The following is a 22457-nucleotide window of genomic DNA, read 5'->3' as shown; positions in this document are numbered from 1 at the left end:
GCTATTCGCCCTTACGCTCGGCTATGCGCAGTTTGGCGCTGCGGCTGCGGGGGTTGGATTGTTGTTCCTCGTCGGAGGGGATAATAAGTTTTTCCACCATGAGGTATGGTGTGTTGGTGCGTCCGAAGAAGTCCTGCTCTACCTTTCCCTCTGGATTGCCCGTCTTCATGACGTTCTTCACGATGCGGTCTTCGAGCGAGTGGTAGGTAATCACCGACAGGCGTCCGCCCGGAGCGAGCAGCTCGGTGGCTGCGGCAAGCATTTCGCGCAGTGCGTCCATTTCGTGGTTCACCTCTATGCGCAGCGCCTGGAACAGTCGTGCCATGTCCTTCTTCTCGCGTTCGCGCTTGAACATCGGCTCCACTACAGCCAGAAAGTCGCTTGTGGTGTTGATGGGCGTTGTCTGTCGTGCCTTGACAACGGCAGCGGCTATGCGTCGCGAGTTCTTCATCTCGCCGTATATGTAGAATATATCCGCCAGTCGTGCCTCGTCGTAGTTGTTGAGTATGTCGGCAGCCGTCTGTCCGGCGCGCTTGTTCATGCGCATGTCGAGCGGAGCGTCAAATCTGAATGAGAATCCGCGTTCGGCATCGTCGAAGTGGTGCGACGACACTCCGAGGTCGGCAAGCAGTCCGTCGATGTGGTCGACGCCATAGTAGCGCATCCAGTTTTTCAGATAGCGGAAGTTGCTGCGTACGAACGTGAATTTCTCGTTCGGGTCGCCGATGTTGCGTTCGGCATCGGCATCCTGGTCGAAACTGTACAGATGCGCGCCTTCGGGCAGTCGGCGCAGTATCTCGCGCGAGTGTCCGCCGCCGCCGAATGTCACGTCGACGTATATGCCGCCGGGCTTGATGTTGAGCCCGCTCACGCTCTCGTCGAGCAGAACAGGTACATGATAGCCCTGCGCAGTTGTTATGGATTGTATATCTTTGGAAGTATCTGTGTACATTGTTATATGCGTATTTGGGGTGTAAAGTTACACAAAAATCCCCGAATGAGTCTACATTTGCGTGTCATTTTTATTAAATAGCCACATTTCTTATATTAAATGGAGTATATCTGAAAAAGATATGTTATTTTTGCAGCTGATTAGTATTTTATGACAAAATGAACGAGATTTCGGAACATACAATCGACATTGACAGAATTCTCAGCAGCAAGATGGGCGGCAAGGCACGCTTTGTCCCTTCGCTACTTACCAACTGGCTGAAACATATCATTCACCAGGATCAGGTCAACGCATTCATTTGGAAGACTCGCGACATGCAGGGTGTGGAGTGGCTTGAGGAATGCGTGCGCTATCTCAAGATGGACATCGAGATAGTAGGCAAGGAGAACCTACCGCCCAAGGACGACGGCAGGCTGTACACTTTCGTGTCAAACCATCCGCTCGGAGGACAGGATGGCGTGGCGCTCGGCTCCATTATCGGACGCCACTACGACGGACGTTTCCGCTATCTTGTCAATGACTTGCTCATGAATCTGCCCGGACTCGCCCCCGTATGCATCGGCATCAACAAGACGGGACGCAACGGACGCGACTTTCCGCGTATGGTTGAAGCAGGATTCAAGAGCGACAATCACATGCTAATGTTCCCCGCTGGACTCAACAGCCGACGTCAGAAGGACGGAACGATACACGATATCGATTGGAAGAAGACATTCATCGTGAAGAGCGTGGAGTGCCATCGTGACGTAGTACCAATTCATTTCAGCGGACAGAATTCCAATCGCTTCTATCGTATAGCCAACTTCAGCGACCGCTTCCTGCCGTTTAATCTCGCCATGATATTCCTTGTTGACGAGATGTATCGCAATGTTGGCAAGCATTTCACCATACACATAGGCAAGCCAATACCATGGCAGACCTTCGACCGTTCCCGAAAGCCTGCCGAATGGGCACGGTACGTTGAGGATATTGTGTATGAACTGCCGGGGAAAGGTAAAAAGTAAAAGAGTAAAAAAGTAAAAGATTAAAAAGGATAAATACGACCGCTACGGTCTGTAAGATATTATTGTAGAAGACAATGAAGGAAGAGCCAATAATAGCACCAGTAAGCAAGGAACTGCTCAAGAGCGAACTCACTCCTGAGCGACAGCTCCGTATGACCAACAAGAGCCACAACGAAATTTATGTCATTACAGCCCACAACGCCCCTAACGTAATGCGTGAGATAGGACGATTGCGCGAGATTGCGTTCCGCGAGGCGGGAGGCGGCACTGGCAAACCGTTGGATATCGACGAGTTTGACACGTGCGACAACTGCTACAAGCAGCTTATCGTGTGGAATCCCGAAGCTGAGGAGATAATAGGAGGCTACCGTTATCTGCTCGGATCGGACTGGGAGCTTGGTCCCGACGGCCAACCGCTGCTTGCCACGAGCCATATGTTCCACTTTTCCGACAAGTTCCTTAAGGACTACATGCCGTACACGGTAGAGCTTGGACGCTCGTTTGTCACTCTGGAGTATCAGAGCACACGCCGCGGAGCCAAGAGTCTGTTTGCACTCGACAACCTTTGGGACGGTCTGGGTGCCCTCACCGTCATCAAGCCCAACGTAAAGTACTTCTTCGGCAAGATGACAATGTATCCGTCGTACATCCGTCGTGGACGCGACATGATACTCTATTTCCTCAAGAAGCACTTCGACGACAAGGACAACCTCATCATTCCGCTTAAGCCGCTGAAGATTGAAACGCCCGAAGAAGAACTTGCCAAGCTGTTCTGCGAGGACGATTTCAAGAAAGACTATCTCATTCTCAACCGTGAGATACGTGCCCTTGGCTACAACATTCCGCCACTTGTCAACGCCTATATGTCGCTGTCGCCTACAATGAGACTCTTCGGCACAGCCATCAACTACGGCTTCGGCGACGTGGAGGAGACAGGCATTCTCATTGCTGTTGACGAAATTCTCGAGAACAAACGCGTCCGTCATATCGACTCGTATATCAAAGAGCACCCCGAGGCTCTTGAAATAACAAGCGGAGCCAACAATATAATCTACCGCGAAAAGTAGTTTTGTTCTAAGTTGAGAATTGAGAATTGAGAGTTGAGAGTTATGATTACCTTTGATAATCATGCAATGTTATGATGTCTGTTATTGACAAAAACATATCATAACTCTCAACTCTCAATTCTCAACTCTCAATTTTCTAACTCTCAACTCTCAATTTTTTTATTACACAATCGGCAGCGATATGCCTTGTATTTTTTGGTATATGTCGAGCGCAAACACGTCGGTCATACCCGATATGAAGTCTATGACAGCCATGACGCGGGTCTCGAAGTCGGGACTGTTGATGTCATACTGGTTGCTGAATCGCTTGCGCAGCTGTTCCGAGTGGAACTTCTCAGGGCTCACGGCAGCCTCAATCAGGGCGTCCATGAGCGTCTCCATAATCTTGTAACCCGACAGTTCCACGTCCAGAACGGGCTTGGAATTGTATATGCGCTGTACGCTCAGCTCGGAACAATGACGATAGGCATCGCGCACCGAGGGCGTAATATGGTCGATGAGGCATCCCTGGAGCGTGCCGTTGAGTATCTCGCTCTCGTGCTCGACGAATGCCCGTGCGCACTCGTTTTCAAGTTTTCCAATGGTGCATGCACGCAGATACACCACCTTCTCGTTATTGTCGGTGATGCCCTCTTCGTCTATGCGTTTCAGTATTTTCTCTCTTTGGCAATTGTCAAAGAATCCCAGCAGCAGCTGCATGGTCTCGTCAAACGACAGGATACGCAGCTTGTGCGCATCCTCAATGTCCATTATCTCATAGCAGATGTCGTCGGCAGCCTCTACCAGGTACACCAGCGGATGGCGTGCGTAGCGTAGCGGCTCGCCGTCGGCAGACAGTCGGCGTATGCCCAGTTCGTCGGCTATGCGACGATAATAATGCTCCTCAAAGCAGAAGAATCCGAACTTGCCCTTCTTGCCGGCTGCCATGCTGGAGTAGGGATACTTCACTATGGAGGCAAGTGTGGCGTATGTCATGACAAATCCGCCCTCACGTCGGCCGTGAAAGCGGTGTGCCAGCAGCCGGAAGGCGTTGGCGTTGCCCTCGAAGTGTATGAGGTTGTCCCATAATTCGGGGCTCATCTTCGGTTTCAGTTCCATGCCATTGCCCTCGCGGAAGAATGCCTGTATGGCTTTTTCGCCTGAGTGTCCGAAGGGAGGATTGCCCATGTCGTGAGCCAGACAAGCTGTGCTCACGATGGTGCCAATCTCCTCAAACAGCGTTCCCGTAAGTTCGGGATGCCGCAGCTTCAACTCACGTGCCACGTCATTGCCCAGCGACATGCCCACACTTGCCACCTCAAGCGAGTGAGTGAGGCGGTTGTGTACGAAGACGCTGCCCGGCAGCGGGAACACCTGCGTCTTGTTCTGCATGCGTCTGAAGGGGGCTGAGAAGATGAGACGGTCGTAGTCGCGTTTGAACTCCGACCGGTCGTCGTGGCGTTCGGGATGCCTTACTTCCTGCCCCAGACGTTTGTTGGATATGAGTTGTTGCCAGTTCATTGTTTGTTATAGTTGTATGTTCTTAGCAATTCTTATGAGTCATGATGTCGAGAACCATAGCGTCGGTCTGGTTCATAGCCTCGGCACCAATGCTTGTAAGGTTGCGTATAGAGCGGTCCACGTCGTCGTCGATGATGCCTTCAACCGAGCTTACGCACTTGCCCTCCATCGAGAGCAGCGCCGACAGCAGAGCCGTAGACACGCCCGACGAAATCTTCAGCGAGCAGCTTGGCTTGGCTCCGTCACATATCATGCCCGTGATGTTGGCTATCATGTTCTTCACCGAGTGGCAGATGTGTGTGTAGTCGCCGCCCATGAGATATGTTATGCCGCAGCTCGAACCGATACTTGCCACCACGCATCCGCACAGAGCCGAGAGTTTTCCGAGGTTCTGCTTGATGTATATGGCTGTAAGGTGGCTCAGTGTGAGCGCGCGTATCAGCTCCTCCTCGGTGTTTTCGTTCTCCACGGCATACACAGCCACGGGATTAGTGGCGCAGATGCCCTGGTTGCCCGAGCCCGAATTGCTCATCACCGGAATCATTGCGCCGCCCATACGTGCGTCGCAAGCCGATGCAGTCTTCGATATGATGTGCGAGAATATGGAGTTGCCGAATATGCCGTGGCTCAACGGGCGGTCGATGGTCTTGCCCAGACAGTGCCCGTAGTTGGCCTTCTTCGACTCTTCGGCAGCGCGTATGTTGTAGTCGCGGGTCTTCAGTATGAAGCTTATCTCCTCCTCGGGAGTAGTCATGGCGAAGTCGTACACCATGCGCATGTTGAGCTGTATGTCCTTCTGCTCGGCTGCTCCGGCCTGCGGAGTGCGGCGGTCGAGAATGGCGTTTCCGTCGCGTTCTACATATACTATATTAGTATGCGAATGTGCGATGATGGCAGTTGCCTCGTGTCCCTGTGCCTCGCAGCGTATCTCCACATACAGTTTCTCGGTGATGCCCTGCTTCAGCTTTATGTCGATATGGTCTTCGCTGACGTATTGCTTGCCCTCTTCGAGTATTTCGCGTGTCAGATCCTTGATTACCTCAAGCTGATATTCCGACTTGCCCACAAGTGCTCCCAATGCTATAGCGATAGGCAGTCCGATCATACCCGTACCCGGTATGCCCACGCCCATTGCGTTCTTGAGGATATTTGCAGACAGCAACGCTGTAATCTTTTCGGGTCGGCAGCCCAGTGTTTCGGTTGCCTTGGCCACACACAGCGATACACACATCGGTTCGGTGCAGCCTACTGCTGGCACCACTTCGCGGTTGATGAGCGATATAATCTGTTCGCGTATTTGTTTTTCGAGCATAGTAGTATAGACTTGAAGCCCAACTCCCTGCCCTATGGAGGGGTAGGGGGAAGGGCTTCTTATTTAATGTTTATTTCTTATTATTGTAATTATCCAATCCAGTCTGCAAGAACTTCATGTATTCGTTGATGTCCTCGTCGTACGAGCGGCTGCCCGTCAGCGGCATGCCGTCGTTGTCGATAAGTACGTACATAGGCTGTGTGTTCGAGCCGAACTTGTAGCGCTGCAGATAGCTCCACTTGTCGCCAATGGTGCGCAGGGTGCGCTGTGTGCCGTCAGTATCGGTCACTGTCATTGGCTCGGGCAGCGGAGTCTTGTCGTCAACGTACAATGAGATGAGCACATACTTCTGGTTGAGCATGTCAGCCACCTTAGAGTCGGTCCATACAGCAGCCTCCATCTTACGGCAGTTTACGCATCCGAATCCGGTGAAGTCTACCATTACGGGCTTGCCTTCGAGTCGGGCTGCAGCCATACCTGCCTCAAAGTCCTTGAAGCGTGGGTGCACCTCGTTCTTGTAGAGGTTGAAGTCCTGGGTGTTCATAGGCGGAGCGAAGGCGCTGACTGCCTTGAGCGGAGCGCCCCAGAGGCCCGGAACCATATACATGGCGAACGACAGTGACAGCAGGGCAAGGAAGAACTGCGGCACATTGGTGCGGCGGCCTTCGTCGTCGTGCGGGAAGTTGAACATGCCGAGCAGGTACAGACCGAGCAGACCGAAGATGATAATCCACAATGCGAGGAATGCCTCACGGTCGAGGATGTGCCATCCGTAAGCCAAGTCGGCTACCGAGAGGAACTTCAGGGCGAATGCCAGCTCGATGAATCCGAGCACCACCTTCAACACGTTCATCCAACCGCCCGACTTAGGAGCCGACTTGAGCAGTGTGGGGAACATGGCGAACAGTGCGAATGGAACAGCCAGAGCCACTGCGAAACCGAGCATGCCGATGGTCGGGGCCACGATGTCGCCCGATGAAGACACGGCTACAAGGAGGAATCCGATGATAGGTCCGGTGCACGAGAAGCTCACGAGCGACAGTGTGAACGCCATGAGGAAGATGCTGATGAAGCCGCTTGTCTCGTCCGACTTCTGGTCAATCTTGTTGCTCCACGATGACGGCAGCGTTATCTCGAACGCTCCGAAGAACGATGCGGCGAACACTACCAGCAGCAGGCAGAACAGGATGTTGAATATGGCGTTGGTAGACAGCGCGTTGAGTGCGCTTGCTCCGAACAGCAGCGATACGATCAATCCCAGTGCTACGTATATTACCACGATGCTCACGCCGTAGGTGATGGCCTCGCGTATGGCCTTGCGGCGCTCCTTGTTGCGCTTCAGGAAGAAGCTCACGGTCATCGGAATGATAGGCCAGACGCACGGAGTGAAGAGTGCGAGGAGTCCGCCGAGCAGTCCGGCGAAGAAGATATAGAGCAATGAGTTGTTCATTGGCTTGTCAAACTTTTCGAGCTGCTTCACCACCGGTGTCCAGAGCTTCTGCAGCTCCGACTTGTCCATGTTGGCTACGGCAGCCACAGCAGCCGAGTCAGCGGCAGCGTTGGCGCTGTCGGCTACGGCCTCTTGGGCAGCGGCAGGGTCCAGTGTAGCGTCTGCGAGGGCTGCATCAGCCTCCTTGGCTTCTGCATTGGCGTCGGCCTTAGCTTCTGCTTTGGCGGCAGCAGCGTCTACTGCGGGCGATTTTCCTTTCTTGGCGAAGTCTACAGTAGACGGTGGCATGCACGACTGGTCGTTGCATGCGCCATACTCCAGGTAGCACTTGATGTCGTGTTCGGGCTTGGTGAACTTGATCTTCTGTACAAACTGTGCTGAATTCTCAAAGTAGCGCAGCACCATTCCGAACATGTCGTCCATCTTCGAAATCTCGTGTCCGCGTGGTGTCAGCTTGCCTACGAGCTCTATACCGTCCTTCTTGTCGAAGTGGATGGTAGCCTCGGTGGGGCCGTCGTTGCCAAGATTGGTTGAATACACGTGCCATCCGCTTTCGATTTTTCCGGAGAACACGATCTCGGCTTCGGCTGTGCCGTTAGTCTTAAGATGAGCTGTGAACTTCACAGGGTTTGCCATCTGTGCATTGCACAGTATCGTCACAAAGAGCAACATGGCAACAGACATCAATTTTTTCATTGTGTACATTGGATTTGTTCAAAAATAATTCGTGGGTATAACTGTTGGAATTAGCGTTTCGCTTGATTGTTTTGATTTAGTAGAGCGGTACTCCCACCGGGAATCGAACCCGGATCAAAGGTTTAGGAAACCTCCGTTCTATCCATTGAACTATAGGAGCGGCCTTATTTTTATGCGTTTATCATACTGTGTGAACGTGCAAATTTAATTGTTTTTTTCTGAATGCGAAAAGAAATCGCCGTTTTTTCACATCATTACGCGTTTAACGTCGTCGATGGTATGGTCGAACGGTCCGTTGTGCTCCAGCTTCAGTGTGCACATAGCAGCGGCAAAGCGTCCTGCCTCGGCGTAGCCCATGCCCTGGGCACGACACCACAGATAGCCAGCCGAGTAGGTGTCGCCGCAGCCCGTGGCGTCGACGATTTCCTTGGGCTTGTAGGCTGGAATGTCGTAGAACTTGCCTTCGGCGAGTATGATGCTGCCCTCGCTGCCCAGTGTGACGCACACCTCCTTGACGCCCCATTCTGCCAGTTGCAGAGCTGCCTGGCGTGGGTCGGTGAGTCCGGTTATCACCTCCATCTCGTGCTCGTTCACCTTTATTATATCTGTATGGGCGAGTATACGGAGCTTGTCTGCCCAGTCGATGGCATATACTTTGTCTCCGCGCACCTCACGCAGATAGCCCTGCGCGTCGATGGAGATGCGTCCCTTGGTAGACAGATATTCCACTACTTCGGGCGAGAAGTCGTCGCTCAGCAGCGAACCGAGGTGATACACGCGTGCTTCAACGTTGCTCATCTCGTCGATGGTGAACGGGTCGGCACGTTCGAGCACGCGCTGTGTGCGGTCGTTCATGTCGTCGCCGTATTTGTTCTCGAAGTAGACGGTGTGGCGGCTGGGGAATGTCAGCACGTCGATGCCTGCTGTGCGCATGTCGTCTGCCGACTGCATTTCGCTCTCGCCCAGCTTCGTCACGAGCTGAAACGACACGTGCTGTGGCAGGTGGTTGAGTGCGTACGAGAAGTAGAACGATGTTCCGCCGGCCATGTATACGGTCTGTCGCGGTGTGATGATTTTGTCTTTTGTTATGTGTCCTACGCAACAAATATCTTTCATCTGTATTGTTGTTTCTTTATTGTTGTATATGTCTGTTGTGTGTCGCAGCCGGTTTGTGTGACGCTTTGTAATGTTGCACACGTGTTACGACGGTGCAAAAGTACTGAAAAATGACGATTTGACAAAGATTTTCATGCGGCGAAACATTATTAATAATTTATAAAAGGATTTCATAATAGTTTTCGCGCGTTATCGTATTGTATTCGGCATCGGGATAACTGCGTGCGAACGAGGGCGGCACCGAAGCCTTCTTGCGTGGATTCCACTTGAATTCGTAGGCTGTCAGCTGTCCGTTGTCCTCTTCTACGTAGTCAATCTCTTGCTTGGCAGAGGTACGCCAGAAGTAGCTTTTTACAAAACTGCGTGCGTAGGATTGTTGCTTTAGCCGTTCGGCTATTACGTAGTTCTCGAACAGTGCGCCTATATCCAGTCTTGTTTCGGCTTGCAGGAAGTTGCCTATTACTGCATTGCGTATGCCACAGTCCCAGAAGTATATCTTCTTGGCGAACTTCAGTTCGTTGCGCAGATTGCGGCTGAACGATGGCAGACGGAATATTATGAACGCCTTTTCGAGCAATTGTATGTATGAGTCGACGGTTTTGGGGTCGAGTCCGCACAGCTGTGCCAGTTCGTTGTACGATACCTCCGAGCCTATCTGAAAGGCTATGGCCTGTAATAGTTTTACGATTTTCTCGCTTTTCTTCACTCTGTCAAACATCAGTATGTCCTTATACAGATAGCTGTTGGCAAGTTCTTGCAGTACTTCTCGCTCCTCTCCGCAGTGGTTTACTACGTCGGGATAGCTTCCGTACACCAGTCGTTGTGGCAGCATGCGCTTTTCGTCGAGCAGTCCGTTGTGTGCTGCCAGTTCGCCGAATGACAGTGGATACATCTGTAACTCGTATTTGCGTCCGGTGAGCGGTTCGTTTATTACGTTGGCAAGGTCGAACGACGAGCTGCCAGTGGCAAATACCTGCACGTCGGGGTTGTTGTCGATTATTAGTTTGAGTGATATGCCTATATTGGGTATGCGTTGCGCCTCGTCGATAACGATGTTTTGTTGGGGTCCGATAATGGCTTTCAGGCGTGTTGACGATGCGTTGTCGAACAGTGCTCTCACGTCGGGCTCGTCGCCATTGAGCCATAGCGTCTCGTTGCTGTCGGCTATCTGTCGCAGTAGGGTTGTCTTGCCCACCTGTCGTGCACCGAAAACGATTATGGCTTTCCCCTTGCCCGTGCGTTCGCGTATCAGTGTTTCTAATGTTCTTGTTATCATATACTTACATGCTTTTGAGGTTTGTGCAAATATACGAATAATTATTGCGAAATCCAAGAATCTTTAAATATTTATGGAATTGATTCCTTAAATATTTGAATATTTGTGGAATTGAATCCAAGAATATTTGAATATTTATGGAATTGGGGTGCCGTAGAGGGGCGTTTTGTGCAGGCTGGTATGGTGCTTTGTGCAGGCTGATGTAGTGTTATTTGCCCTTCCCTCAAAAAAAAGGACTCGTTTTGCAAGCTAAAAGGACTACATTTGAAATTGCATACTACAACGGCCTGGATTTTATGCCATTACAGCCGTTTGACGCCCATTACATGTATTCGCCGAAATCGGTGAGTCGCATGTCGCCCTTCTTTGTAAGAGTGTCGTGGAAGGCGAAGGCTGCACGCAGGGCGCAAGGCTCGTGTCCTTGCGACGCAATGCGCTGATAGTCGCGCAGCAGCGGACGATAGTCGGGGTGGGCGCAGTTGTTTATTATCTCTTCGGCGCGACGTGCCGGGCCCTTTCCGCGCAGGTCGGCAATGCCCTGCTCGGTTATGATGATGTCCACATCGTGCTCGGTCGAGTCGATATGGCAGCACTGTGGCACGATAGCGCTTATACATCCGTTCTTGGCTGTAGACGGAGTGTAGAATATACTGATTGATCCGTTGCGCTCGTAGTCGCACGAGCCGCCGATGCCGTTCATCAGTTTCGAGCCGCACACGTGCGATGAGTTCTCGTTGCCGTATATGTCGCACTCCAGAGCCGTGTTCATTGCTATCACTCCGAAGCGGTGTATCAGTTCGGCAGAGTTGCTCAGCTCGCTCGGACGCAGCGTTATGCGCGAGCGGAAGTAGTCGATGTTGTCGTAGACACGGCGCAGACACTCGTTGCTTACGGTCATGGCAGCCACCGAGGCGTGTGCTATCTTGTCCTCAAGCATCATGTCGATGATGGCGTCCTGCACCACTTCGCTGAACACTTCGAGCCGGGGCAGCTGTGCGTTCTTGCCGATGGCCTGCATCACGGCGTTGCCCGTGACGCCCACACCGCTCTGTATGGGGAACATAGTGGGCGGGATGTGGCCCTTGCGGATGTCGCTCAGGAAGAAGTCGACAACGTGGTTGCCGATGGCTTCGGTCTCGGGCGTGAGCGCCTTGAACGAGCGTGCCTCCTCCGGGATGCAGCATTCCACCACGCCCACGAGCTTCTGCGGGTCGAGTTCGAGATACTCCTTGCCTATGCGTCCGCCCACCGTGACGAGCGGGATGGGCTGGCGGTTGGGATATTCGGCACATTCGTATTCGTCATGCAGGTGGCGCACGCGCGGGTCGTGGAATGTGTTGAGCTCAAGAATTACGCGTTTGGCTATCCGGACGATAGTAGGCACGATGCCGTCGGCCGATGTCAGGAATATGCGCATGCGTCCGCCCACCTCCTCAATGGCAGACACCTCGATGATGGCCCAGTCGATAGTGCCGTAGAATCCGCGGCGCAGACGCTCTGCCATGTGTCCCAGGTGCATGTCCTCGTAGTCTATCTCGCCCATGTTGGCGTGACGGCGGAAGTCGGCATTGGTAGAGAATGGGGCGCGGAACTTGATGGCCTGGGCGTTGGCGAAGTCGCCCTCCAGACTCTGGCACGACGATGCACCGGTGATGATGCCCACCTTGAACGGGCGACCGGCCTCATGTTCGCGCACGGCACGCTGCGACAGCTCGCGTATCACTGCCTTGGGCACGCCGTTGGGCGTAAATCCGCTGAACCCTATGTTGTCGCCGTCGTTTATCATTGCCGCCCCTTCGGCAGCCGTAATCTTTCTGTATGCCATATCCTGATTGTTAGATGTATGTTTATTTATATATAAAATAATGTGTGTATTCTTTGTCCTTTGGAGTTGCTTTTGTAATTTTGCAGCATTAAACCGACGGCAAAGGTACACATAATGTTGTATAATTATGCGTATATACAAACAAAATGTATAAATATTTATACAAGGGCTGTCGTTTTGGTAATAAATACGTATGAATATGCAAATAAATACTCCCACACCGTCGTTACGCTCTAATTATGTAGCTGTAGAAGGGCTGGACATAGGCTACGTATCGCGCCACAGACGACACGTAGTGGCTGAGCGGCTGACGGCGCATGCCGAGGGTGGCACGCTCACCTGCTTGATAGGCCGCAACGGTTCGGGCAAGTCGACATTGCTGCGCACCGTGGCAAGGCTGCAGCCCAATTTGGGCGGGAGGGTAGAGCTGGGTGGCGTGGATACAGCCGCATTCAGCGCCTTGCAGTTGGCACGCACGCTCGGCGTAGTGCTCACGTCGCGCCCCGATGCGTCCAATATCACCGTCGGCGAGGTGGTGGCGATGGGCAGAGCGCCCTACACGGGGTTCTGGGGCAGGCTCAGTGATGCCGACCATAGGATTGTCGACGAGGCTATGCAGAGCGTCGGCATCAGCCACATGAGCCACAGACGCGTGTGCAGCCTTAGCGACGGCGAGTGTCAGAAGACTATGATAGCCAAGACACTGGCGCAGCAGACACCTTATATATTATTGGACGAGCCGACGGCTTTTCTCGACTTCACGGGCAAGGTGGAACTGATGCAGCTCCTGCGCCGACTCGCCCACGAGCAGGGCAAGACCATACTCATGGCGACACACGACCTTGAGGCGGCTCTGCGCACCGCCGACCGTATGTGGATTCTTGCCGATGGAGTCATCGCCCAGGGCACTCCGCATGAGCTGGCAGATAGCGGCGACATCCAACGGTATATCGGCAGACACGACGTAAGGCTCGACCGCCAGTCGCTGCAACTCACTATCAATACAGAATATTAAAACAGATAAAAATACAGAATTATGGAAAACAACTTCATGCAAATCATCAAGACACGCCGCTCGTGCCGCCACTATCGCGACGAGCAGGTAGACGACCAGCTGCTACATACCGTTATGGAGGCAGGAACATACGCACCGACGGGCCACGGAACGCAGGATCCGCAGATTGTGGCTGTGCAGAACCCTGCACTCAAGCAACGTCTGGCGGCCCTCAACGCCAAGATTATGGGCGTGGACAGCAATCCCTACTACGACGCTCCTACCTATCTGCTCGTGTTTGCATCCAAAGACAATCCCAACGCCTTTCAAGACGGATCGTGCGTGCTCCAGAATATGATGCTCGCAGCACACGCTGTGGGACTGGGCACTTGCTGGATCAACCGCGAATATCAGATGTTCCAGACCGAAGAGGGCAAGAAGCTGATGAAGGAGATGGGCATCGCATCCGACCGTATCGGCATAGGAGCACTCTCGCTGGGCTATCCCTCGCGCGAGCCGAGAGAAGCCAAACCACGCAAGGAAGACTGGATGAAGGTGATAAAATAGCTCCGTGGGGGTTAATTAAACCTAAATTAATGGTAGGTTTGCGGTCGCTTCAAGAATAGATGACTAACTTTGTAGTTCCTTAAGTCAGTGGCTTGAAACAACAATCAATAACAATAACAACTTTTATTAAAAACATGAAAAAGAGAAACTATTTACTCCTGTCGGCAGCCTCAGTGCTGTTCATGGCATCATGCTCGAAGATGGGACCGCTCTCGGCTGACAACTTCACCGTTACACCCAACCCGCTCGAGTCGCAGGGTGGCAAGGTGGCTGCTACTGTTAACGGCACATTCCCCGAAAAATACATGAAGAAGAAGGCAGTAGTGACCGTAACTCCCGAGTTGCGCTACGCCAACGGCCAGGTAGCCAAGGGCCAGAGCGCCACATTCCAGGGCGAAAAGGTTATGGGCAACGACCAGACTATATCATACAAGGTGGGCGGTCGCTACACAATGAAGACATCTTTCGACTATGTTCCCGAGATGCAGAAGAGCGACATGTACCTCACTTTCGACGCTCGCAAGGGCAAGAAGACATACAACGTTCCGGCTGTCAAGGTGGCTGACGGCGTTATCGCTACATCTGAACTCTATCGCCGCACACTGGCTTCGGAGAACGGTATCATCGCTCCCGACACATTCCAGCGCGTGAACGAGAAGAAGCAGGAGGCCAACATCAAGTTCCTCATCAATCAGGCCAACATCCGCAAGAGCGAACTCAAGAACAACTCTATCAAGGAGTTTATCGAAATGCTCAAGAAGATCAACGCCGACCGCGAGGGCTTGAACATCCAGAACGTAGAAATCCAGGCTTACGCTTCACCTGAGGGTGGTGTTAAGTTCAACGACAAGTTGGCTGGCCAGCGTAAGAACCAGTCGGAGAAGTACGTTAAGAACACTCTGAAGAAGACCAAGGTAGACGCTGCACTCGACGCACACTACACCGCTCAGGACTGGGAAGGCTTCCAGAAGCTCGTTGCAGCAAGCAACCTCCAGGACAAGGACGTAATCCTCCGCGTGCTCTCAATGTATCAGGATCCGCAGGAACGCGAGCAGCAGATCCGCAATATGTCGGCCGGTTTCCAGGAGCTTGCCAACGGTATTCTGCCCGAACTCCGCCGCTCACGCCTCATCATCAACTATGAGACAATCGGCCGTTCGGACGAACAGATCAAGGAGCAGTACAAGAACGACGCATCTAAGCTGAGCGCCGACGAGCTGCTTTATTCGGCTACTCTCGACGAGACTCCAGCCAAGCAGGAGGAAATCTACAAGAAGACTGTCGAGACTTATCCTAACGATTACCGCGCATACAACAACCTCGCAGCTCTGGCTCTTGCCAAGGGCGACAAGGAGTCGGCACAGAAGTATGCTGCCAAGGCAGCTCAGCTGGGCAGCGATACTCCTGAGGCTCAGGCCAACCTCGGCCTTATCTCGCTCATCAACGGCAACGTTCAGGACGCTGAGCGCGCTATCTCTAAGGGTGCAAACTCTGAGAACGTGAAGGCAGCTCTTGGCGCTCTCAACATCGCTAAGGGCAACTACGCCCAGGCTGAAAGCGACTTCGGCAAGACAGCAAGCAACACTGCTGCTCTGGCACAGATCCTTAACAAGAACTATGCAGCCGCTGCCAAGACTCTTGACAAGGTAGAGAACCCCAACGCCATGACCGACTATCTGCACGCTATCGCTGCAGCCCGCCGTGGCAACAAGTTCGCTGCTGCTTCTTATCTAAAGGAGGCTCTCCAGAAGGACGCTTCTCTCAAGGAGTATGCCGACAACGACCTGGAGCTGAAGCTTCTGAAGTAATCATACAATAAAACAAAGCCCTACACCCGGCCCCTCCCCAATAGGGAGGGGAGTAGTATGCAATTACTGCCACAAGCATCCAATTTAAGGAAGCAAGTTTGGCAAAATACAAGTAATAAGGCATATCACTCCCCTCCCTACGGGGGAGAGGTCGGGGGTGGGGCTTCCTTCTTTTATATACAGAATGAAACACTTATATATCCTTATTCTCGCTATTCTGACGCTCGCATCGTGCGGAACCGACAGCCGGCACTTCAAACTTGAGGGTCGATTGCTCAATCTCAACCAGGGCGAATTCTACGTATACAGCCCCGATGGAGCCATGCGCGGACTCGATACGATAAAGGTGCAGGCAGGACGATTCTCGTATATCACCGAGTGCGACGCACCGAAGACACTCGTAATAGTATTTCCTAACTATACCGAGCAGCCCGTCTTTGCACAGCCTGGAAAGAGTGTGGACATCAAGGGTGACGCTTCGCACCTGAAGGAGATGACCGTCAAGGGCACCAAGGACAACGAATTGATGAATAAGTTTCGCGAGCAGATACACTCAGCTTCGCCTCCCGAGGCGCTGAAGGCTGCACAACAGTTTGTCACGGATCATCCCGAGAGCATCGTGGCAACCTATCTCGTGCGCCGATACTTCATCGAAACGCCAACGCCCAATTTCGCCGTAGCTTCAAAACTGCTTAAGGATATATCAGCCAAACAACCCGACAACGGATACGTCGGACAGTTGAAAACCATGATTAAGGGACGCGTTCAGGACGCAGGAGGAGCACTGCCAAAACTCAATGCACGCGATATCAACGGCAAAGCCGTAACAACTGCTACGCTCAAGAAGACTCCCATCACCGTAGTCATGGCATGGTCGACGTGGAACTACACTTCGCTCAGTATGCTCCGACAGATGTCTCAGCGTGCCAAATCATCCGAAGGACGCATGTTGGTGATAGGCATCTGCCTCGATCCGTCGCTCTATAAGTGCCGCTCAACGCTAAAGAGCAACGACATAACCGATGCCACCATCATCTGCGATGACAAAATGGTGGACGGAACTGCCTACAATCAGCTGGCTATGGTGGCGCTGCCCGACAACATTCTGATTGTGAACGGACGCATAAAGGAACGCTCGCTCACTATGTCAAACCTCATTGACGAGCTCAACAAATTGGATAAGTAAGGCATACGTAGTCCACGAAAACAACTTTTTTTGGTGCTCTGCGATAAAGTTTTTCTGCTCTGTGGCAACTTTTTTGATGCTCTGCGATAACTTTTTTGCTCACAACACGGTATATTCTAAATATTTTTTATACCTTTGCACTCGCTGAAAAGAGCGCTATGCGGCAATAGCTCAGTTGGTAGAGCACAACCTTGCCAAGGTTGGGGTCGCGAGTTCAAGTCTCGTTTGCCGCTCAATAAAGGGACACACAGGTCGCCGCAATGGTGGAATTGGTAGACACGAGGGACTTAAAATCCCTTGGCCAGTAATGGCTGTGCGGGTTCGAGTCCCGCTCGCGGCACAAAGAGAATATACTAACAACGATATAAGGTGGGCATTCCAGACGGATGTTCACCTTTTGCTTTTATATAAAACGCTACATACTTTTATATACATTACTATATAATAATACACTTCTGAAGATGCAATACTTATGACATACGACGACATTTGGCGCCGGCTTGCCGGTGTGTACGACCAGCGCGAGGCGAGGGCTGTTGCCCGTATGCTCGTTGAGGAGAAGTTCAGCCTCTCGTTTGCCGACATCATCTGCGGTGGTGTCGAGGCTCTGCCTGATGCCGACAAGCAATGGATTGAGGCTGCCGTGAAGCGCCTGGAGCAGGGCGAACCGATACAGTATGTGCTGGGATGGGCTTGGTTTGGAGGTCTGAAGTTCAATGTCCGTAGTGGCGTTCTTATTCCCCGGCCCGAAACTGAATGGCTTGTCGACAACATCTGTGCCCACCCTGCCCCCTCAAACGACCGCCCCTTGCGCATTCTTGACATCGGTACGGGCAGCGGATGCATTGCCCTCAGCATCAAGCAACGCTTGCCTGAGACTTACGTTGAGGCTTGGGACATTTCTACAGAGGCCCTGTCAATAGCCGCCGACAATGCCCGCAGCCTCGGGCTCGACGTTGTTTGGCGCCAGCAGGATGCCCTCAACATCACGCCTAATGTCCTAAGCACCACGCCAAACGACAATAGTGTCGTGCCAGACAGCCCCCTTTGGGACGTGATAGTAAGCAATCCACCGTATATTTGTGAACGGGAGCGCACCGATATGGCTCGCAATGTGCTCGAACATGAGCCTTCCACAGCACTATTCGTGCCCGACACCGACCCATTGCTGTTCTATCGTGCCATCACACGCTATGCCGTAGGCTCGCTCAACGAGGGAGGTCGTCTGCTGTTTGAGTGTAATACGCTTTATGCAGGCGACACGGCTCGCATGATGGCAGATGAAGGTATGACTGCAACGCAGGTTTATGACGACTGCTTCGGCAAACCACGCTTTGCTGTAGGCAAGAGGAAATAGCAAGTGGGGCGAATAATAACAACTGACAATAACGATATGTTTGCAAAGCCAAAGAAACAAATCACCGAGCAGGAAGCACTGCTCAAGCTGTCGGCTCTATGCTCGCAAGCCGAGCATTCGTCGGGCGAAATGAAGGACAAGATGCGCCGCTGGATGTTGCCAAGCGATGTAGCCGAGCGCATACTCGACCGCCTTATCGACGAGCGTTTTGTCGATGACGAGCGCTTTGCGCGCTTCTTCGTGCGCGACAAGATACGCTTCGACCGTTGGGGACGACGCAAGATAGAGCAGGCTTTATATAAGAAAGGTGTGGCGTCGGACATCAGCCAGCGTGTGCTCGATGCCGTTCCTGCCGACGACTACATCGAAATACTGCGCCAATTGATTGCTGCCAAGCGCCGGACAGTGAAGGCTGACAGCGATTACGAACTCAACTGCAAACTCATAAGGTTTGCCATGGGACGCGGATTTGACATGGATATCATCAGGAAGTGTGTTGACATGCCTGATGAATAAAAAGCCCTACCCCCAACCCCTCCCCCGTAGGGAGGGGAGTGATATGATTTGTCGGCTTAAGACGAAGCTGGCAAGGATGGGGTTAAAGGTACATTAAACAATGCGCCCTGTAATGACAGAAGCTGAACAATTAATGCTTTTGCCATTACAGGGCGCTTTTTTGTATGCTTAAGTAATCACAACATCACAACCGGGCAACATCTCAACCGAGCAAAGCTCGCAGCGCGAGCCTTGCTTACGCTTCGCGCTGGCGAGTGCCCATGCGTGCTTCAACGACATTGATAACATAGTCGCCGAGCTTCTCGCATTCGCTCACGATGTCCATGTACATAGTACCGATGGCATAAGTGTACTTATGGTCATTGACATCATTGATATTCTGCGAGCGCAACTGGTTGCGATAGTTGTTGATTTCGTTCTCAACGTTGAATGAGCGGTTGATGTCGAGCGAGTCGCGGCGGCCGGTCAGCATCACGTTCATCTGAGTCAGCGAGTCGTCGGTCAGCTCAAACATCTGGTGCAGGTGCTCATACTGCTGCTCAGTAAAGTCTTCCTTGCCCTTCAGCTTGCGGCTCATGGTGCGTGCGATGTTGTAGCACGAGTCGCCGATAGACTCAATCTCCGAGATCTCGCGCAGCATGGCGCGTATCTTAGCCTTTGTATCGTCCGAGAGATGAGCGTCGCTGACGTTGTCGAGATAGTTGGCTATCTCAATCTCCATGTTGTCCGAGATGCTCTCATACTTCTCAATACGAGAGAAAATCTTGTTGAACTTGGTGTCGTCCTTCACGCCGAGCAGCTCGCGTACCATTCCGAACATGCGCTGGATACGCTCTGCAAACGACTGAATCTCCTTCTGTGCCTCGAGCACCGAGAGTTCAGGAGTCTTCATGATAGCTGTGCCACCTATGTAGCGCAGGCGGAAGTCGTCCTCGTCCTTCTTCATCGAAGGCTTGATAACGTAGCATACGAAGCGCTCCATCTGCGGAATGAGCCATATCAGCACCGTTGTGTTGCACACGTTGAAGGTAGTATGGAATGCAGCAAGCACTACCGAGAGGCGTGTGGCGTCGATGTGGTCGGCATGTGGGTTGACTCCCACAAATTCGCAAACCATGTCGATGAACGGATAGAATATGCAGAGCACCCAAATCACACCAAACACGTTGAACGTCAGGTGAGCCAAGGCTGCACGACGAGCCTGCGTGTTGGCACCCATGGCGGCGATGTTCGAAGTGATGGTAGTGCCTATATTCTCACCCAGCACAAGCGCGATACCCATATAAATAGGCAGCACGCCACTCGAACACAGCACCATAGTGATGGCCATAAGGGCTGCCGACGACTGCATACAGAACGTCAGCACCGTGCCAATGAGCAGGAACGAGAATATTGTAAAATAGCTGTCTTTGTCGAAAGATGAGAAAAAGTCGATAACCATCTGGTTATGACTGAGGTCCATTTCCTTGCCGGTAGCGCCCAGAGTGGATATGGCGAAGAACATAAATGCGACACCGAAGAGGAAATCGCCGATGTAGCGGTGCTTCTTGCGATAGATGAGCAGCAACGCGATGAAGAACACCGGGAACACGACGTTGGCCATGTTGAACGAGAAACCAAGCGTCATGATCCATGCCGTGAACGTGGTGCCGATGTTGGCTCCCATGATAACGGAGATGGCCTGTGCCAGTGTGAGCAGTCCGGCGTTTACGAACGATACTGTCATCACCGTCGTGGCAGTAGACGACTGCACCGAGGTTGTTACGAACATACCGGTCAGCAGACCGGTGAAGCGGTTGGTAGTCATTGCTCCAAGGATATGGCGCAGCTGCGAGCCAGCCATCTTCTGGAGTGCCTCGCTCATCACTTTCATGCCGTAAATGAGCAGAGCTAATGATCCGATAATCTTAAAAAAAATCCAAATCGACATATATTTTAATATAATTTATGTGGCGGTGTTGCGCATTGTGTCGAAAACGGAGTATCTTTGTTGCACATCAAGTATTAACCATTAAACATGTAACCGAAATGAAACAGTTGATACAAATCCGTTGCAAAAATAATAAAAAAAGTCTGAAAGTTGAAGCCGGAACCACACTTTCTGACATTTTCAAGCAATTAAATTTGACTTTGCCCTATCCGCCCGTATGCGCCAAGGTGAATAATAAGGTTGAAGGCTTGCATTATCGCGTATATAACGCCAAGGACATAGAGTATCTCGACATCTCGTCGCCATCCGGATTGCGAGCCTATACACGCACTCTATTCTTCGTGCTGTGCAAGGCGGTGCAGGATTTGTATCCCGGCACAACTGTGCGTATCGACATTCCGGTATCCAATGGTTTCTATTGCGACCTCAACATAGGCCGTCCCGTCACCGAAGCCGACGCTACGGCTGTGCGCAACGGGATGCAGACCATCATCGACCGTGCCATACCCATACGCCGACACGAAGTGCCTACCGACGAGGCTATAGCACGTTTCGAGGATATGGGCTATCACGACAAGGCGCTGCTGCTGCGCACTACGGGCCGACTCTATACATTATATTATGACATCAACGGCTTTGTCGACTACTATTACGGTTCGATGCTCACCAATACGGCGCAGCTCACGCTCTTCGGACTGGAGAAATACTACGACGGACTGCTTCTGCGCATCCCCTCGATGAGCAACCCTTCGGAGCTTGGCGCACTCATACGCCAGGACAAGATGTTTGAAATATTCCAGGAGCACCACCGCTGGCAGAACCTTCTGGGAATGTCTACCGTCGGCACATTCAACGAGGCTGTGCGCGAGGGATACGCCACCGAGATAATCAACGTGTCGGAGGCGCTGCAGGAAAAGAAAATAGCGCACATTGCCGAGAATATCGCCAACAAGAAGACCGTTAAGATGGTGCTCATAGCCGGACCCTCAAGTTCGGGCAAGACTACATCGTGCAAGCGACTGAGCATACAGCTCCTTTGCAACGGCATACGCCCCGTGCCCGTATCGCTCGACGACTACTTCGTCGACCGCGAGCTGACTCCGAAGGACGAGAACGGCGATTACGACTTCGAATCGCTGCACGCCCTCAACCTGCCTCTGCTCAACAAGCAGCTCATGCAGCTATTCAACGGCGAGGAAGTGGAGCTGCCCAAGTACGACTTCATCAAGGGTCGCAGCGTGCCGAGCGGTAAGAAGATGCGCATGCGTGCTGGCGATGTGCTCGTGATAGAAGGCATCCACGCCCTCAATCCCGAACTGACGTCGCAGATACCCGAAGAATTCAAATATCGGGTGTACGCATCGGCACTCACCACCATTCTCCTCGACGACCACAACTACATCCCCACCACCGACAACCGCTTGCTGCGCCGCATCATACGCGACTACAAGCAGCGTGGATGTTCAGCCCGCGACACCATACGCCGTTGGCCCAGCGTGCGCCGAGGCGAGAACAAATGGATATTCCCGTTCCAGGAAAATGCCGACGAAATGTTCAATACTGCCATGATATACGAGTTGGCTGCCATCAAGACCCAAGCCGAACCGCTGCTCGAACAGGTGCCCGAGAACTGCGAAGAGTATGCCGAGGCTTACCGTCTGCGCAAGTTCCTCAGCTACTTCCTGCCCATCGACCACGGCGTTCTGCCACCGACATCACTCCTGCGTGAGTTCATAGGAGGCAGCTCGTTCTCGTATTAAAAGCCCCACCCCCAGCCCCTCCCCCGTAGGGAGGGGAGTGAAATGTACCGACTACGTACAGTAGTGCAAGTAATACATTATTGTGTGTAGAACCGTTAAAACAAAACGAGTCCTTTTGGAAATGATAAGTGTGAAGGTTCC

Annotated in this window: 17 protein-coding genes and 3 tRNA genes; 11 read left to right on the top strand and 9 right to left on the bottom strand. The window is 52.4% G+C overall.

The genetic code is table 11. The features are described from left to right. Position 1: 1 nt before the first annotated feature. Positions 2 to 952 carry a 16S rRNA (cytosine(1402)-N(4))-methyltransferase RsmH gene (rsmH, locus tag I6E49_RS02095; RefSeq protein ID WP_235400169.1) on the bottom strand — a complete coding sequence of 317 codons (951 nt, stop codon included), beginning with the start codon at positions 950 to 952 and terminating at the stop codon, positions 2 to 4. Positions 953 to 1110: 158 nt separating this feature from the next. On the opposite strand from rsmH, the gene I6E49_RS02090 reads away from it, so the two are divergent. Next, positions 1111 to 1956, top strand: a complete 846-nt coding sequence (locus tag I6E49_RS02090) for a glycerol acyltransferase (protein ID WP_235400168.1) — start codon at positions 1111 to 1113, stop codon at positions 1954 to 1956. A 74-nt stretch (positions 1957 to 2030) separates the two neighbouring features. Continuing rightward, the gene (locus tag I6E49_RS02085; RefSeq protein WP_235400167.1) at positions 2031 to 3023 is read left to right on the top strand and encodes a GNAT family N-acetyltransferase; all 993 of its coding nucleotides are present in this window, start codon (positions 2031 to 2033) and stop codon (positions 3021 to 3023) included. Positions 3024 to 3185: 162 nt separating this feature from the next. On the opposite strand, the gene dgt is transcribed toward I6E49_RS02085, so the two are convergent. From dgt to I6E49_RS02050, 7 genes are all read right to left on the bottom strand, one after another. Then, on the bottom strand, positions 3186 to 4523 hold the full coding sequence (dgt, locus tag I6E49_RS02080) for a dGTP triphosphohydrolase (RefSeq protein ID WP_235400166.1): 1338 nt from the start codon (positions 4521 to 4523) through the stop codon (positions 3186 to 3188). A 22-nt stretch (positions 4524 to 4545) separates the two neighbouring features. Next, positions 4546 to 5835 (bottom strand): L-cysteine desulfidase family protein, encoded by a 1290-nt coding sequence (locus tag I6E49_RS02075; protein WP_235400165.1) that lies wholly within the window; start codon positions 5833 to 5835, stop codon positions 4546 to 4548. A gap of 70 nt (positions 5836 to 5905) precedes the next feature. Beyond that, entirely contained in the window at positions 5906 to 7981 is a 2076-nt protein-coding gene (locus I6E49_RS02070) for a protein-disulfide reductase DsbD family protein (protein WP_235400164.1), read from the bottom strand. 88 nt (positions 7982 to 8069) lie between these two features. Continuing rightward, positions 8070 to 8141, bottom strand: a tRNA-Arg gene (locus tag I6E49_RS02065). Between the two features lie 86 nt (positions 8142 to 8227). Continuing rightward, positions 8228 to 9097 (bottom strand): PfkB family carbohydrate kinase, encoded by an 870-nt coding sequence (locus I6E49_RS02060; RefSeq protein ID WP_235400163.1) that lies wholly within the window; start codon positions 9095 to 9097, stop codon positions 8228 to 8230. A 157-nt stretch (positions 9098 to 9254) separates the two neighbouring features. Further along, positions 9255 to 10373: an ATP-binding protein gene (locus tag I6E49_RS02055; RefSeq protein WP_235400162.1), complete on the bottom strand. Its 1119-nt coding sequence runs from the start codon at positions 10371 to 10373 to the stop codon at positions 9255 to 9257. 322 nt (positions 10374 to 10695) lie between these two features. Next, complete coding sequence (locus I6E49_RS02050; protein ID WP_235400161.1) at positions 10696 to 12198, bottom strand: acetyl-CoA hydrolase/transferase C-terminal domain-containing protein; 1503 nt, start codon at positions 12196 to 12198, stop codon at positions 10696 to 10698. Positions 12199 to 12397: 199 nt separating this feature from the next. Here I6E49_RS02050 and I6E49_RS02045 point away from each other — a divergent pair, with 199 nt between their 5' ends. The 8 genes from I6E49_RS02045 (at position 12398) to I6E49_RS02010 (ending at position 18626) form a co-directional block, all read left to right on the top strand. Beyond that, the gene (locus I6E49_RS02045; RefSeq protein WP_235400160.1) at positions 12398 to 13213 is read left to right on the top strand and encodes an ABC transporter ATP-binding protein; all 816 of its coding nucleotides are present in this window, start codon (positions 12398 to 12400) and stop codon (positions 13211 to 13213) included. A 21-nt stretch (positions 13214 to 13234) separates the two neighbouring features. Next, positions 13235 to 13759: a nitroreductase family protein gene (locus tag I6E49_RS02040; protein WP_235400159.1), complete on the top strand. Its 525-nt coding sequence runs from the start codon at positions 13235 to 13237 to the stop codon at positions 13757 to 13759. A 134-nt stretch (positions 13760 to 13893) separates the two neighbouring features. After that, on the top strand, positions 13894 to 15567 hold the full coding sequence (locus tag I6E49_RS02035) for a tetratricopeptide repeat protein (protein WP_235400158.1): 1674 nt from the start codon (positions 13894 to 13896) through the stop codon (positions 15565 to 15567). A gap of 184 nt (positions 15568 to 15751) precedes the next feature. Beyond that, on the top strand, positions 15752 to 16753 hold the full coding sequence (locus I6E49_RS02030) for a DUF4369 domain-containing protein (RefSeq protein ID WP_235400157.1): 1002 nt from the start codon (positions 15752 to 15754) through the stop codon (positions 16751 to 16753). Between the two features lie 160 nt (positions 16754 to 16913). Then, positions 16914 to 16986, top strand: a tRNA-Gly gene (locus I6E49_RS02025). A gap of 21 nt (positions 16987 to 17007) precedes the next feature. Then, positions 17008 to 17093, top strand: a tRNA-Leu gene (locus I6E49_RS02020). Positions 17094 to 17225: 132 nt separating this feature from the next. Further along, a complete protein-coding gene (gene prmC, locus I6E49_RS02015) occupies positions 17226 to 18110 on the top strand; it encodes a peptide chain release factor N(5)-glutamine methyltransferase (protein ID WP_235400156.1) in 885 nt (294 codons plus the stop codon). A gap of 36 nt (positions 18111 to 18146) precedes the next feature. Further along, entirely contained in the window at positions 18147 to 18626 is a 480-nt protein-coding gene (locus tag I6E49_RS02010) for a regulatory protein RecX (RefSeq protein ID WP_235400155.1), read from the top strand. Between the two features lie 235 nt (positions 18627 to 18861). Here the strand turns inward: I6E49_RS02010 and I6E49_RS02005 are convergent, their stop codons facing one another. Then, complete coding sequence (locus I6E49_RS02005; RefSeq protein WP_235400154.1) at positions 18862 to 20556, bottom strand: Na/Pi cotransporter family protein; 1695 nt, start codon at positions 20554 to 20556, stop codon at positions 18862 to 18864. Positions 20557 to 20654: 98 nt separating this feature from the next. On the opposite strand from I6E49_RS02005, the gene I6E49_RS02000 reads away from it, so the two are divergent. Continuing rightward, positions 20655 to 22316: a nucleoside kinase gene (locus I6E49_RS02000; protein WP_235400153.1), complete on the top strand. Its 1662-nt coding sequence runs from the start codon at positions 20655 to 20657 to the stop codon at positions 22314 to 22316. The last annotated feature ends 141 nt before the right edge of the window (positions 22317 to 22457 follow it).

It is taken from the genome of Leyella stercorea, assembly GCF_021531655.1.
Note: the sequence above shows the minus strand (reverse complement) of the source record. Positions and strands in the feature narration are given on the sequence as shown.

Bases quoted from the DNA above. Each gene is read 5' to 3' on its own strand.
- rsmH (WP_235400169.1), bottom strand. From the start codon at position 952: ATGTACACAGATACTTCCAAAGATATACAATCCATAACAACTGCGCAG.
- I6E49_RS02090 (WP_235400168.1), top strand. From the start codon at position 1,111: ATGAACGAGATTTCGGAACATACAATCGACATTGACAGAATTCTCAGC.
- I6E49_RS02085 (WP_235400167.1), top strand. From the start codon at position 2,031: ATGAAGGAAGAGCCAATAATAGCACCAGTAAGCAAGGAACTGCTCAAG.
- dgt (WP_235400166.1), bottom strand. From the start codon at position 4,523: ATGAACTGGCAACAACTCATATCCAACAAACGTCTGGGGCAGGAAGTA.
- I6E49_RS02075 (WP_235400165.1), bottom strand. From the start codon at position 5,835: ATGCTCGAAAAACAAATACGCGAACAGATTATATCGCTCATCAACCGC.
- I6E49_RS02070 (WP_235400164.1), bottom strand. From the start codon at position 7,981: ATGAAAAAATTGATGTCTGTTGCCATGTTGCTCTTTGTGACGATACTG.
- I6E49_RS02060 (WP_235400163.1), bottom strand. From the start codon at position 9,097: ATGAAAGATATTTGTTGCGTAGGACACATAACAAAAGACAAAATCATC.
- I6E49_RS02055 (WP_235400162.1), bottom strand. From the start codon at position 10,373: ATGATAACAAGAACATTAGAAACACTGATACGCGAACGCACGGGCAAG.
- I6E49_RS02050 (WP_235400161.1), bottom strand. From the start codon at position 12,198: ATGGCATACAGAAAGATTACGGCTGCCGAAGGGGCGGCAATGATAAAC.
- I6E49_RS02045 (WP_235400160.1), top strand. From the start codon at position 12,398: ATGCAAATAAATACTCCCACACCGTCGTTACGCTCTAATTATGTAGCT.
- I6E49_RS02040 (WP_235400159.1), top strand. From the start codon at position 13,235: ATGGAAAACAACTTCATGCAAATCATCAAGACACGCCGCTCGTGCCGC.
- I6E49_RS02035 (WP_235400158.1), top strand. From the start codon at position 13,894: ATGAAAAAGAGAAACTATTTACTCCTGTCGGCAGCCTCAGTGCTGTTC.
- I6E49_RS02030 (WP_235400157.1), top strand. From the start codon at position 15,752: ATGAAACACTTATATATCCTTATTCTCGCTATTCTGACGCTCGCATCG.
- prmC (WP_235400156.1), top strand. From the start codon at position 17,226: ATGACATACGACGACATTTGGCGCCGGCTTGCCGGTGTGTACGACCAG.
- I6E49_RS02010 (WP_235400155.1), top strand. From the start codon at position 18,147: ATGTTTGCAAAGCCAAAGAAACAAATCACCGAGCAGGAAGCACTGCTC.
- I6E49_RS02005 (WP_235400154.1), bottom strand. From the start codon at position 20,556: ATGTCGATTTGGATTTTTTTTAAGATTATCGGATCATTAGCTCTGCTC.
- I6E49_RS02000 (WP_235400153.1), top strand. From the start codon at position 20,655: ATGAAACAGTTGATACAAATCCGTTGCAAAAATAATAAAAAAAGTCTG.